Origin of the sequence: Hydrogenophaga sp., from assembly GCF_035481345.1 — a bacterium.
In the GTDB taxonomy this organism is placed as follows: Bacteria; Pseudomonadota; Gammaproteobacteria; order Burkholderiales; family Burkholderiaceae_C; genus Hydrogenophaga.
This window is the reverse complement of the sequence record NZ_DATIGV010000150.1, coordinates 1-13,179: the sequence shown is the minus strand read 5'-3', so window position 1 is coordinate 13,179 and position 13,179 is coordinate 1. Positions and strand designations below refer to the sequence as shown.

The window sequence follows — 13,179 nt, the reverse complement described above, 5'->3', positions numbered from 1 at the left end:
AGGGACTTTTCAGCCCTCGCCTCCAAACGCCCACGCTTATCGGCTGTATTTTGTTAACGAACCACTCGCCTCAGATCAAGCCCTTCGACTCAACCTTCAAACCCCGCCGCGATCAGCAGAGCCTCGCATTATGACACAGATTTTGTGAGGCAGTCAAAACTTGGAAGATTTTTTGCCCCGGCCTGCGCCGCCTTCGTCGACCACTTGAAGCACCCTTGCCTGAGCGAAGAGTTCGTCGCCAGCGATCAGCGAAGCCTTGCAGTATACACAACTTTTCGGGCCCCAGTCAAAGCCAGCCGGCCTGTCGTCGCGCGGGCTCGATAATCCCGCCCATCCGCTTCGCGCACAACTCCCTCATGGCTTTGCTCACTCTACAGAACGCGCAGCTGGCTCATGGCCACTGGCCGTTGCTGGACCACACCGATCTCGCACTCGAACCCCGTGAGCGCGTGGGATTGATTGGCAGGAATGGCGCCGGCAAGTCGTCCCTCCTTCGGGTCCTGGCGGGCCACGAGCGCCTGGACGATGGCACGCTGCAGATGCAAGCAGGGCTGCGCATCGCCTTCGTGGCCCAAGAGCCGGCATTGGCGGACGAGCACACGGTGTTTGAGGCGGCAAGCATCGGCCTGGCGGAGGCCATGGCGGCCAGAGAACGCTACACCAGCAGCGCCCCAGGTGAGGATCTCGACGCCTTGCAGGCGCGCATTGAAGCGTTGGACGCCTGGAATTGGGAGGCGCGCGTCGCCGAAACCCTGGATCGCCTGCACCTGGATCCTCAGTCACGGGTCGGCGCGCTGTCGGGCGGCAATCGCAAGCGAGTGGCGCTCGCGCAGGCGCTCGTCAGCCGACCCGACGTGCTGCTGCTCGATGAACCCACCAACCACCTGGACCTCGACAGCATCGCCTGGCTGGAGTCGCTGCTGCTGGAGTTTGCGGGCTGCATCGTGACCATCAGCCACGACCGTGCCTTTCTGGACGCGGTGACCACGCGCATCGTGGAACTCGATCGCGGGCGCCTGCAAAGCTACCCAGGCAACTTCGCGCAATACCAGGCCTTGAAGGAGGAGCAACTGGCGCAGGAGGCCGTGGTGAACGCCAAAGCCGATCGCCTGCTGGCGCAAGAGGAGGTCTGGATCCGCAAAGGTGTGGAGGCCCGACGCACGCGTGCACAAGGGCGCATCACCCGACTGGAGCAGTTGCGCACGCAGCGCGCCGGCCGACGCGAGGCGCTGGGCCGCGTGAAGCTGGAACTCGACAGCGGCGCCGCCAGCGGCAAGCTCGTGGCCGAGCTGCTGAATGTGAACAAGGGGTTCGAGCAGCCCGGCGGCCAGCGCAAGGTGGTGGTGCGCGACTTTTCCGCCACCATCCTGCGTGGCGACAAGGTGGGGGTGATCGGCCCGAATGGCGCAGGCAAGACCACACTTTTGAAGCTGATCCTGGGCGAGTTGCCATCCGACGCCGGCACGGTGCGACAGGGCAGCCGGCTCACCGTGGCCTATTTCGACCAGATGCGCGAGCAGCTCGACCTGAACGCTACGCTGGAGGACTTCATCAGTCCGGGCAGCGAGTGGATCGAGATCAACGGCAAACGAACGCACGTCAAGAGCTACCTGGGCGACTTCCTGTTTTCGCCTGCGCGCGCCAACGCGCCGGTGCGCACGCTGTCGGGCGGCGAGCGCAACCGGCTGCTGCTGGCCCGCCTGTTCGCGCGTCCGGCCAACGTGCTGGTGCTCGACGAGCCGACCAATGACCTCGATATCGACACGCTCGAGTTGCTGGAGGACCTGCTTCAACAGTATGAAGGCACGGTTTTCCTGGTCAGCCACGACCGGCGCTTTCTCGACAACGTGGTGACGAGCACATTGGTGGCCGAGGGCGATGGCCGCTGGCGGGAGTACGTGGGCGACGTGCAGGACTGGTTGATCCAGTCGGCGCGCGCGACCCCAGCGACGCCCCCCGCCGCGGCAGCGTCCCCCAGACCGACGGCCACCACAGTCCCGCCGAGCGAGGCGCCGCGCCGCAAGCTCAGCTACAAGGAGCAGCGCGAACTCGACGCCCTGCCCGAACGCATCGCCGCACTGGAAGCCGAACAGGCCGCGCTCTCGGCCGAACTCGGCGACGGCAGCCTCTACGGCACCAATCCCGCGCGCGCGGCCGACGTGTCGGCGCGACTGGTGGCAGTGGAAGAGGAATGGCTGGCCGCCCTGGAGCGTCAGGAGGCGCTGGGCACGCGCTGACCGATGCGGGGCGTCAGGACGATCCCAAGCGGCGCGAGAAGGTGCGCCAGAACGTCGCGTCCTGCGTGGTGGCGAAATTGATTCGCATGAGCGTGCTGGGCGTGCGCGCCGCGTGGAACAGCGCGCCTGGCGCAATCAGGTAGCCGTCGTCCAGCAAGCGCTGGGCGAGTGCATCCGTGTCGACGCCGGTGTCCACCCAGCCGAACAGGCCCATGGGCTCGGCCGCGAAGCGGCAGCCCGCTCCCAGTGCCAGCTTGACGCTGCGCGTGCGCGCGGCATCGAGCCGCGTGCGCACGCGCTCGGCGTGCCGGCGCAACTGCCCTTGCTCGATGCAATGCGCCAGCGCCTTCTCCAGCAAGGCGGGCGTGGTCAGGGTGCTCAGCAGCTTGGTGTCGAGCAGCGGCTCAAGCAGCCCCGGCGGCGCGGCCAGGAAGCCGATGCGCCAGTTGGGGGCCAGGATCTTCGCGAAGCCGCTGACATAGATGGTGCGCTGCAGGCCGTCCAGGGCGCTCAGCCGCGTGCTGTGCTCGGGGGCGAGGTGGCTGTAGGTGTCGTCCTCGACGATGTGGAAGTTGTGTTGCTGGGCCAGTTGCAGCAGGCGATGCGCCACGCCGGGCGACAGGCTGTAGCCGGTGGGGTTGTGCAACACGCTCACGCTCACGAAGAGCTTGGGCCGGTGCGCCTCGGCCAGGCGCTGCATCACCGCCAGGTCCGGGCCGTCGGGACCACGCGGAACGGTGAGGATGCGCATGCCCAGCGCCGCGAGGCGCGCGAACTCCACCGCCCAGCCGGGCTCTTCCACCATGACGGGATCGCCAGGGCGCAGCAGGGTGCGGCTGACGATATCGAGCGCGTGCGTGGCGCCCACGGTGGTGATGATCTGCGCCGGATCCACGGGCACGCTGATGGCGGCCAGCTTCTGCGCGAGCACACGGCGCAGCCCCTCGTCGCCGCGCGGCTCGCCGTAGCTCAGCGAGGTTTCGTTGAGTGCGCGCGTGGACGCCACACGCCGCACGGCCGCCGGCATGAAGGTCGACTCCAGCCAGTCCGGGGGAAACACGCCCATGCCGGGCTGCGGCTTGTCGCTCACTTGATGGAACATGCCGCGGATGAGCGCCGTGGCATTGATGGGACCTTGGGCCGGCGGCACGGGCGCCGCGTGGCGCGGCTCGCTGCGCGGCGCGATCGGTTCACGCACGAAAAAGCCCCGCTGGCGCCGCGCCTGCACCAGCCCCTGGGCCAGCAACAGGTCGTAGGCGGCCACCACGGTGGACGGACTCACGCCGTGCTGAGCCGCGCAGGCACGCACCGACGGCAGGCGCGCACCCGGCACCAGCAGCCGTTGCCGGATGCGGTCGGCGTAGCGCTCGGCCAACTGCTCGGTAAGGGATTGGTTGGCGGTCTTCATCAGCATCGACGGACTCCTAGCTGTATTGCCACCTGCGGCCATACAGCACACGAGATTGAATGGGTTAACTGTACTGGTACTGTATTGATGTCCAAGGGTACATTGAACCTCCCCACCGCGCCACTCTGTTGTCCATGTCCGCCCCCGAACTGACCGCCCTGCTGATCTTCTGCACCGCGATGAGCTTTTCGCCGGGCCCCAACACCACGCTGTCGACGGCGCTGGCGGCCAACTTCGGCCTGCGGCGCGCCCTGCGCTTCTGCCTGGCCGTGCCCACGGGCTGGACGCTGCTGATGCTGGCCAGCGGCCTGGGCGTGGGCGCACTGATCGCCGGCTTGCCGCCGCTGCGCTGGGGCGTGAAGCTGCTGGGCGTGGCCTACATGCTCTGGCTGGCCTGGCAGCTCGCCCGCACCGCGCGCCTGTCGCAGGCCGACCCCGCGCGCCTGCAGGTGGGCTTCTGGCAGGGCGTGGGCCTGCAGTTCGTCAACATCAAGGCCTGGATGCTCGCGCTCACGATCAGCGCGGGCTGGGTGATCAGCAGCGCAGGTGCGCCCGCGCCCAACCCGGGCGAGCGGCTGCTCATCGTCTGTCTGGTGATGCTGTTTTTCGCCTTCGTCAGCAACTTCCTCTACGCCCTCATCGGCTCGCTGCTGCGCGACTGGCTCTCGCAAGGCACGCGCTTGCTGTGGTTCAACCGCGCGCTGTCCGGCGTGCTCGTGGTCACCGCCTTGTGGATGCTCACCGTATGACGAACGACGCAACCCGCGGCTGGCTGCTGGGCCTGGTCGGCGTGGCGGTCTTCGGCCTCACGCTCCCCATGACGCGCCTGGCCACCGGCAGCCTCGATGCGCCCCAGCTGTCGCCCTGGTTCGTCACCTGGGCGCGCGCGGCCATCGCCGGCCTGCTGTCGCTGGCCTACCTATGGGCCACGCGCTCGCCCTGGCCGCAACGCACGCACCGCGGTCCGCTGGCGCTCGCGGTGCTGGGCAACGTGATCGGCTTTCCTCTGTTGCTCGGCTGGGCGCTGCGCCACGTGACGGCCAGCCACGCCGCCGTGTTCACGGCGTTGCTGCCCCTGGCCACCGCGGCGGTGGCGGCCTGGCTGCTGCACCAGCGCGCGCGCCTGGGGTTCTGGCTGTTCGCCGGCCTGGGCAGCGCGCTGGTGGTGGTCTACAGCCTGCTGCGCGCGCACCAGACGGGCCACGGCTTCGGCTTCAGTTGGGCCGACACCCTGCTGGTGGGCGCGGTGCTGGCCGCGGCGCTGGGCTACGTGGGGGGCACGCAGGTCACGCCCGCGCTGGGCGCCGAGCGCGTGATCAGTTGGGTGTGCGTACTGGCGCTGCCGGTGACGGTGCCGGGCGCGCTGCTCACCTGGCCCGAACAAGCGGTCAGCGCCAGTGCCTGGCTCGGGCTCGGCTACGTGGCGGTGTTTTCCATGTGGGCCGGTTTCTTCGCCTGGTTCCGAGGGTTGGCCCTGGGTGGCGCGCTGCGTGTGAGCCAGCTCCAATTGCTGCAACCCTTCATCAGCATCGCCGCGGCGGTGCCGCTGCTGGGCGAGCGCCTGGACGCGCTCACCCTGGTTTTCTCGCTGGCTGTCGTGGCCAGCGTGTTCGTGGGCCGGCGCCTGGGTGCAGCGCCGGCCTCGCCCTCCCTGCCCACCACCAAGGCACTCACATGAACGCCACCACCCACTGGACCCTGGCCCGCCGCGCCGAGCGCATGAATCCCTCCGTGATCCGAGAAATCCTCAAGGTCACGGAAAAGCCCGGGATCATCAGCTTCGCGGGCGGCCTGCCCTCGCCGCAAACCTTTCCGGTCAGCGCCTTTGCCGAGGCCTGCGCCGAGGTACTGCAGAACGACGGCCGCGCGGCACTGCAGTACGCGGCCAGTGAAGGCCACGCGCAACTGCGCGAATGGGTGGCGCGGCAACTGCCGTGGACAGTGGACCCGGCGCAGGTGCTGATCACCACCGGCAGCCAGCAAGGCCTGGACCTGGTGGCCAAGGTGCTGATCGACACTGGCAGCCGCGTGCTGGTGGAAACGCCCACCTACCTGGGCGCGCTGCAGGCCTTCACGCCGATGGAGCCGCGCTTTGTCGGCGTGGCCAGCGACGCCGAAGGCATCGACGTCGATGACCTGCGCCGCCAGGCGCCCGGCGCGCGCTTCCTCTATGCATTGCCCAACTTCCAGAACCCCACCGGCCGAACCATGAGCGAGTCGCGCCGCGCCGCGCTGGTGCAAGCCGCGGCCGACGCCGGCCTGCCCATCGTGGAAGACAACCCCTATGGTGACCTGTGGTTCGACGCGCCCCCGCCCGCCCCCCTGACCGCGCGCAACCCCGACGGCGGCCTCTACCTCGGCTCGTTCTCCAAGATCCTGGCGCCGGGCCTGCGCCTGGGCTTCCTGGTGGCCCCGGCCGCGCTGTACCCCAAGCTGCTGCAGGCCAAGCAGGCCGCCGACCTGCACAGCCCCAGCTTCAACCAGCGCCTGGTGAGCGCCGTGCTCAAGGACGGCTTCCTCGAGCGCCACGTGCCCACCATCCGAGCGCTCTACGCCTCGCAATGCCGCGCCATGCTGGCCGCGCTCGAGCGCGAGATGGCCGGTCTGGGCGTGCAATGGAACGCGCCCGACGGCGGCATGTTCCTGTGGGCCCGCCTGCCCGAGGGCATGGACGCCACCGCCCTGCTGCCGCACGCGGTGGAGCGCGGCGTGGCCTTCGTGCCCGGCGCGCCCTTCTTCACCGACGCGCCCGACACGCGCTCGCTGCGCCTGTCCTTCGTCACCGCCACAGTGGAGCAGATCGACCGCGGCATCGCCGCGCTGGCGCAGGCGGTGCGCGAACACCTGCCGAGCCGGGCCACGGCCACAGCATGACGGCGCAGGGCCTGCACCTCTGGGGCCGCCTGAGCTCCATCAACGTGCGCAAGGTCGTGCTGTGCGCGCAGTGGCTCGGCCTGGAACTGCCGCGCAGCGACGCCGGCCTGTCCTACGGTGTCGTCGACACGCCGGCCTACCGCGCCATGAATCCCAACGGCCTGGTACCCGTGCTGCAGGACGGCGACTTCACCCTCTGGGAGAGCAACGCCATCCTGCGTTACCTGTGCGAGCGCCAGGGCCGCGGCATGCCCGCCGACCTGCGCACGCGCGCCGAAGCCAACCGCTGGCTCGACTGGCAACAGACCACGCTCAACCGCGTCAGCGGCCCGGCCTTCGTGCAGTGGATCCGCACCCCGGCCGAGCGGCGCGACATGGCGGCGATCGAGGCCTCGGTGCGCGCGAGCGAGCCGCTGTTCGAACTGCTCGACGTCCATCTCGCCCATCGCCCGTACATGGCGGGCGACGAGGTCTCCGCGGCCGACTTCCCCATCGCCTGCGAACTCCACCGCTGGTTCGGCCTGCCGCAGGCCCGGCCGGCCTGGCCCCACCTTGAACGCTGGTACGCCGGCTGGCTGGCGCAGCCCTGCAGCCGCGGCGTGCTTGACCTGCCCCTCGCCTGACACCATGACCACCCGCCCCTTCCAACAAGTCGACGTCTTCACCGCCACCCCCTGCCTGGGCAACCCGCTGGCCGTGGTGCTCGACGGCAGCGGCCTGAGCACCGAGCAGATGCAGACCTTCACCGACTGGACCAACCTGTCGGAGTGCACCTTCGTGCTGCCGCCCACCCAGGCCGGCGCCGACTACCGCGTGCGCATCTTCTGCCCCGGGCGCGAACTGCCCTTCGCGGGCCACCCCACGCTGGGCACGGCGCACGCCTGGCTCGCCGCGGGAGGAAAGCCGCAGGGCGAGGACATCGTGCAGGAGTGCGGCGTGGGCCTGGTGCGCATCCGCCGCGACGGCGCGCGCCTGGCCTTCGCGGCGCCGCCGCTGCGCCGCTCGGGCCCGCTCGACGAGGCCGACGTCGCGCTGATCGCGCGCGGCCTGGGCATCGCGCGCGAGGACGTACTGGCGCACAGCTGGTGCGACAACGGCCCGGGCTGGCGCGCGGTGATGCTGCGCAGCGCCGAGCAGGTGCTGTCCGTGAAACCCGACGCCGCCGTGCTGGCCGGGCTGGACATCGGCGTGGTCGGCCCGCGCGGCAAGGTGGGCGTGATCGGGAAAATGGAATCTGACCCCCATTTGCTGTTCGAGGTGCGCGCCTTCTTCCCTGGCAACAACGGCATCGCCGAGGACCCCGTGACCGGCAGCCTGAACGCCGCCCTCGCGCAGTGGCTGATCGGCGCCGGCATGGCGCCCGAGCGCTACGTGGCCAGCCAGGGCACCGCGCTGCGGCGCGCTGGGCGCGTGCACATCGCACGCGACGCGGACGGCACGGTCTGGGTCGGCGGCGAATCGGTCACCTGCGTGCAAGGCACGGTGCAGTTATGAACGCCGCCTTCGACCACCTGGTGGTCGCGGCCGCCACGCTGGCCGAGGGCGTGCACTGGTGCGAAACCACCCTGGGCCGCACGCCCGCGCCCGGCGGCGCGCACGCACTGTTCGGCACGCACAACCGGCTGCTGCGGCTCGACGGCGCCGAGCGCACCTACCTGGAACTGCTCGCCATCAACCCCGCCGCCAAACCCACGCGCGCGCCACCGCTCAAGCGCTGGTTCGACCTGGATGAGCCTGCGATGCTCGAGCGTCTGCGAGCGAAGGGCCCGCAGCCCATCCACTGGGTCGCGCGTGTCGACGACATCGAGGCCGCCCGCGCCGCCTGGCTCGCCCAAGGCATCGACCCCGGCCCGGTGCTCACCGCCTCGCGCGAGACGCCGCGCGGCCTGCTGCAATGGCGCATCACCGTGCGCGACGACGGCGCGCGCGGCTTCGATGGCGTGCTGCCCACACTGATCCAGTGGGGCGGCATCCACCCGGTCGCCACGCTGCCCGACAGCGGCTTGCAACTGCGCGGCCTGCGCCTGGCCCATCCGCGTGCGGCGGCGCTGAACACGGCCCTGGACGCCATCGGCCTGCGCCTTCCCGTGCACAAGGGCGAGGCCCTGATCAGCGCCCACCTGCACGACGGCCAGCAGGACCTGAACCTGCTGGCCAAGACCTGAGCCTTCCATGAGCATCGCCCTGCCGACCCTGTCCTGCATCGAGAAGGCCGCCACCACGGTCTACCGCTCCTTCGCCGCCACCCCGCAGTACCCCTGGGCCACGCTGAGCGCGCGGCTGGGCGCCACCTGCTGGCTCAAGCACGAGAACCACACGCCCGTGGGCGCGTTCAAGATCCGTGGTGGCCTGACCTACTTCGATCACCTCGCGCGGCGCGGCGCGCTGCCGCGCGAGGTGATCTCCGCCACGCGCGGCAACCACGGCCAGAGCGTGGCCTGGGCCGCGCGCGCGCACGGCGTGGCCTGCACCATCGTCGTGCCCCACGGCAACTCGGTCGAGAAGAACGCCGCCATGCGCGGCCTGGGGGCCACGCTCGTCGAACACGGCGACGAGTTCCAGGTCGCGCGCGAGCACGCCATCGCGCTGGCCACCGAGCGTGGCGCGCACATGGTGCCCAGCTTTCACGCCGACCTGCTGAGCGGCGTGGCCACCGCGTGGTGGGAGTTCTTCCGCGCCGCGCCCGAACTCGACGCCGTCTACGTGCCCATCGGCCTGGGCTCGGGCGCGTGCTCGGCCATCGCGGCCCGCAACGCGCTGGGCCACCGCGCGCGCATCGTGGGCGTCGTGAGCGCGGGCGCCACCACCTACGCCGACTCGCTCGCCGCAGGGCGCGTGGTGGAAGCGCCGGTGAGCACGGTGCTGGCCGACGGCATGGCCTGCCGCGTGGCCGAGGCCGATGCCCTGTCCACGCTGGCCGACGGCCTGGACCACCTGGTGAAGGTGAGCGACGAGGACGTGGCCGAGGCGATGCGCGCGCTCTTCGCCGACACGCACAACGTCGCCGAGGGCGCCGGCGCCGCGGGCTTCGCGGCGGCCTGGCAGGAGCGGGACCGCATTCGCGGCCGGGTGGTGGGCGCCGTGTTGAGCGGCGGCAACGTGGACAGCGCGGTCTTCGCGCGCGTGCTCAGTTCGGGGACGAACTGACCAGGCGCGCCACGATCTCGCAGAACTGCTCGACCGCGTCGGTCTTGAACACCACCTCGCGCACGCCGGCGGCGCGCGCCTCGGCCTGCAGCTCGTCGGTGATGTAGCCCGAGGCCACGGCCACCGGCAAGCGGGGGTCGATGGCGAGCGCCTCGCGCGCCACCTCCAGGCCCGACATGCCCGGCATGTTGTAGTCGGTCAACAGCAGCGCGAATTCGCCCGGGTGCTCGCGCAGCGCGGCCAGCGCGTCGGTCTGCACCGACAGCGCGGTCACGCGGTAGCCGCGCCGCTCCAGCAGCCGGCGCACCAGGAAGACGAGCGTGTCGTCGTCGTCGAGGTAGAGGATGTGAGGAACGGCCTCTGACGGGGCCGGCGGGGTGGGTCGGGGCTGGGGGTTTTCCACGGCGGGCATTGTGACGGGTTTGTCTTCGGCTGTCGCTTCGTCGATGGGCAGGGGGGGCAGCCACAGCGTGATGGTGGTGCCGGTCTGCGGCGTGCTGCACACCTCGATGTGGCCGCCGTGCGCTTCCACGATGCCCAGCACCACGGACAGGCCCAGGCCGGTGCCCTGGCCCACGGGCTTGGTCGTGAAGAAGGGCTCGAACATGCGGTGCTGCACCGCCTCGTCCATGCCGCAGCCGTCGTCGATCACGCGCAGGCGCAGCGCGGGCTGGCCGGCCTCGCGGCAGGCCTGTGCCAGCGCCGGCGGCAAACGCGCGAAGGGCGCGGCCGACACCGGCACGCTGTCCAGCGCGAGCTCGATCGAGCCGCCGCGCGCGGGCAAGGCGTGCAGCGCGTTGGTGCCCAGGTTCACCAGCACCTGCTGCAGTTGCGTGGCGTCGCCCGACACCTCGGGCAGCGAGGGCGAGAGGGTCTGCACCAGTTGCACCTGCGGCGGCAGGGCCGCGCGCAGCAGCGCGCAGGACTCCACCACCACCGCGGCCAGCGGCACCCGCGCGCGCGCCAGGGGCTGCTGGCGGCTGAAGGTCAGGATCTGGCGCACCAGCTCGCGGCCGCGCCGCGCGGCGGTGCTGATCTCGCCCAGGCTTTCATGCGCCGGCGCATCGGCCGTCAGGTCCTCGCGCGCGAGGTCGGCGTTGCCCAGGATGGCGGTGAGGATGTTGTTGAAATCGTGTGCCACGCCGCCGGCCAGCGTGCCCAGCGCCTGCATCTTCTGCGACTGCGACAGCCGCGCCTCCAGCGCCTTCTGCTCCGACTGCGCGTCCTTCATGGCGGTGATGTCGATGAAGGTCAGCACCACCCGGCGCAGGCCACCCTGCGAGTCGCTCTCCGGGTAGCCGCTGCACAAGGCCCAGCGCAGCCGCGCGCCGCCGTCGATGGGCAGGCCCACCACCACGTCGTGTACCGGCTGGCCCGTGATCAGCACCCGCTCGAACGGCCGGTCGTGCCGGCGCAGCGGCTGGCCGCTCTCGTCGAGCATGCGCCAGCTTTCGTAGCTGGGCTCGGGCACCACGCCGTCGGCGCCCCCCTCGCTCCAGGTGAGGAAGCGCCGCGCCGCGGTGTTCATGCGCCACAGCGTGTGGTCGGGGTGGAACACCATCACGCCTGCGTCCAGGTTGTCCACCAGACGCTGCAGGTCGGCCTCGCGCTGGCGCTGCACGGCGCGCGCGGCCTGCGCCTCGTCGCGCAGGCGCAGCATGAGCAGGCACTGGAAGGCCAGCGCGCACAGCAGGTAGGCGATGAGAAAGCTGAAGGTGAGCAGCGTGACCGTGGGCAGGAAGGGCCGCTGCAGCACCACACCCAGCAACAGGTACCCCAGCAGGATGGCCACCTGCAGCCACAGCACCCAGCCCAGGGTGCGGAACTCCACCGGCACCGGCCAGGGGCGGTGCGTGCGCGCATCGCCGATCATCAGCAGCAAGAGGGCCAGGTTGGTACCGATCCACAACAACTGGCGCGCGGGCAGGCTGTCGACGACTTCGATGAAGAACACCATCACCGGCCACTCGACCAGGATCAGGGCCAGCACGCCAGTCATCACGCGGCGCGCCGACAGGCCCAGGTAGGCGCGGAAACCCACCCACAGCAGCGCGAAGGTGAGCGTGAACAGCAGGTTGCTCAGCGGCAGCCCCACCCACGCGGGCAGCAGCGGACGCACGCTCATCGCGATGGAGGCGATGGTGTGCGTGAGGCAGGCCAGGGCCCACCAGCCCAGGCCGCCCACGTGGGGCAGGCGCCGGTGCTGGACCCAGAAAGCCAGGCCGATGACGATGTCGATGCCGGTCCACACGGCATACAGCGTGGGCAGGTGAAGCGACATGGAAGGGGCGGGAAACCGGTGGGAGTCGGCGGTGGCGGAACGCGGCCCGGGGCGCGGGCGGCGCCTTTGGGAAGAATGGGCCATTGCAGCACGCGCTCCCGCGCGCGAGCGCCGGATAAGCGGCACGAAAACCTCACAAACGCCGGCCTCGCGCCGCCGGCGCTTTCACTCAGGTGACACCTCGGGCCAACGCAGTCGCTGTCGAGACAAAAGCGATCGCGCCGCGCCGCCCAGAATCTCGCCATGGGAACGCTATACCTCGTGCGGCACGGACAGGCCTCCTTCGGTGCCGCCGACTACGACCAACTCAGCGAGCTGGGCCAGCGCCAGTCGGTGCGCCTGGGGCGCTACTGGGCCGAGCGCGGGCTGCGCTTCGACGCCGTGGTCACGGGCTCGCTGCGCCGCCATGCGCAGACCTGGGCCGGCATCGCCGAGGGCGCGGGCCTGGCGCTGCAGCCGCTGGTGATGCCGGGCCTGAACGAGTACGACGCCGACGCGGTGATCCGCTGCATCCACCCGCAGCCGCTGCAGAAGCCGGACACGCCCGAGCTCTACCGCCACCACTTCCGCCTGCTGCGCGACGGCCTGGCGCAGTGGATGGCCGGCACCGTGAGCCCGCAGGGCATGCCCTGCTACGACGACTTCGCGCGCGGCATTGCCGACGCGCTGGACCACGTGCGCGGCACGCACCACCAGCAGAACGTGCTCATCGTCTCCAGCGGCGGGCCGATCGCCACCGCCGTGGGCCAGGTGCTGGGGCTCAGCCCCGAGGCCTCGATCGAGCTGAACCTGCGCATCCGCAACAGCGCGGTGACCGAGTTCCAGTTCACGCCCAAGCGGCACAGCCTGCTGACCTACAACACGCTGCCACACCTGGACGGCGCGGACTACAAGGACTGGATTACGTATGCGTGAACCCCCACGCTCCGCCGCTGCGCGGGTCCGCGCCTTGCAGGCCGCGGCATCGCCAGAGTCGATGCCTCTTCGAGCCGTCCAAGCCTGCGCAGGCAGGCTTGGAGCCGCGGCCCTCAGCCCCCCGAGGGGCTGATCCGGCTTGGGGCGGCCCGGCGCCGCATCATCTGATGGTGATCGTGTCCGCCGGCAGCTGATCCATCTCCACCAGCAGCTTCGCCAGGGCCCGCCCCGCCGCGTCCAGCAGCGCGCGCCCGTTCTCCGCCGTGGCCGCGCTGGCGTTGCCCACCGCGCCCGAGGGGTTGAGGTCCTGCGCCTGC

11 protein-coding genes are annotated in these 13,179 nt (G+C 70.6%); 9 read left to right on the top strand and 2 right to left on the bottom strand.

Going from position 1 to position 13,179, the window contains the following annotated elements; all coding sequences use genetic code 11:
• Window positions 1-356 precede the first annotated feature (356 nt).
• Entirely contained in the window at window positions 357-2,237 is a 1,881-nt protein-coding gene (locus tag VLG41_RS15675; protein WP_325350329.1) for an ATP-binding cassette domain-containing protein, read from the top strand.
• Window positions 2,238-2,250: 13 nt separating this feature from the next.
• On the opposite strand, the gene VLG41_RS15670 is transcribed toward VLG41_RS15675, so the two are convergent.
• Window positions 2,251-3,651, bottom strand: coding sequence for a PLP-dependent aminotransferase family protein (locus VLG41_RS15670; RefSeq protein WP_325350328.1), 1,401 nt, complete (start codon window positions 3,649-3,651; stop codon window positions 2,251-2,253).
• Window positions 3,652-3,779: 128 nt separating this feature from the next.
• Here VLG41_RS15670 and VLG41_RS15665 point away from each other — a divergent pair, with 128 nt between their 5' ends.
• From VLG41_RS15665 to VLG41_RS15635, 7 genes are read left to right on the top strand one after another with little or no spacing between them, the layout of a single operon-like run.
• Window positions 3,780-4,394: a LysE family translocator gene (locus VLG41_RS15665; protein ID WP_325350327.1), complete on the top strand. Its 615-nt coding sequence runs from the start codon at window positions 3,780-3,782 to the stop codon at window positions 4,392-4,394.
• Window positions 4,391-5,323 (top strand): DMT family transporter, encoded by a 933-nt coding sequence (locus VLG41_RS15660; protein ID WP_325350326.1) that lies wholly within the window; start codon window positions 4,391-4,393, stop codon window positions 5,321-5,323. The genes VLG41_RS15665 and VLG41_RS15660 overlap by 4 nt, the downstream gene beginning before the upstream one ends.
• Window positions 5,320-6,519, top strand: a complete 1,200-nt coding sequence (locus VLG41_RS15655) for a PLP-dependent aminotransferase family protein (protein ID WP_325350325.1) — start codon at window positions 5,320-5,322, stop codon at window positions 6,517-6,519. Before VLG41_RS15660 ends, VLG41_RS15655 begins: the two co-directional genes overlap by 4 nt.
• Window positions 6,516-7,142 (top strand): glutathione S-transferase, encoded by a 627-nt coding sequence (locus VLG41_RS15650; RefSeq protein WP_325350324.1) that lies wholly within the window; start codon window positions 6,516-6,518, stop codon window positions 7,140-7,142. The genes VLG41_RS15655 and VLG41_RS15650 overlap by 4 nt, the downstream gene beginning before the upstream one ends.
• A 4-nt stretch (window positions 7,143-7,146) precedes the next feature.
• On the top strand, window positions 7,147-8,013 hold the full coding sequence (locus VLG41_RS15645) for a PhzF family phenazine biosynthesis protein (RefSeq protein ID WP_325350323.1): 867 nt from the start codon (window positions 7,147-7,149) through the stop codon (window positions 8,011-8,013).
• Complete coding sequence (locus VLG41_RS15640) at window positions 8,010-8,684, top strand: VOC family protein (RefSeq protein ID WP_325350322.1); 675 nt, start codon at window positions 8,010-8,012, stop codon at window positions 8,682-8,684. The genes VLG41_RS15645 and VLG41_RS15640 overlap by 4 nt, the downstream gene beginning before the upstream one ends.
• A 7-nt stretch (window positions 8,685-8,691) precedes the next feature.
• On the top strand, window positions 8,692-9,666 hold the full coding sequence (locus VLG41_RS15635; protein ID WP_325350321.1) for a threonine dehydratase: 975 nt from the start codon (window positions 8,692-8,694) through the stop codon (window positions 9,664-9,666).
• On the opposite strand, the gene VLG41_RS15630 is transcribed toward VLG41_RS15635, so the two are convergent.
• The gene (locus VLG41_RS15630) at window positions 9,647-11,947 is read right to left on the bottom strand and encodes a hybrid sensor histidine kinase/response regulator (protein WP_325350320.1); all 2,301 of its coding nucleotides are present in this window, start codon (window positions 11,945-11,947) and stop codon (window positions 9,647-9,649) included. The genes VLG41_RS15635 and VLG41_RS15630 overlap by 20 nt on opposite strands.
• 243 nt (window positions 11,948-12,190) lie before the next feature.
• On the opposite strand from VLG41_RS15630, the gene VLG41_RS15625 reads away from it, so the two are divergent.
• On the top strand, window positions 12,191-12,862 hold the full coding sequence (locus VLG41_RS15625) for a histidine phosphatase family protein (protein WP_325350319.1): 672 nt from the start codon (window positions 12,191-12,193) through the stop codon (window positions 12,860-12,862).
• Window positions 12,863-13,179: the final 317 nt, after the last annotated feature.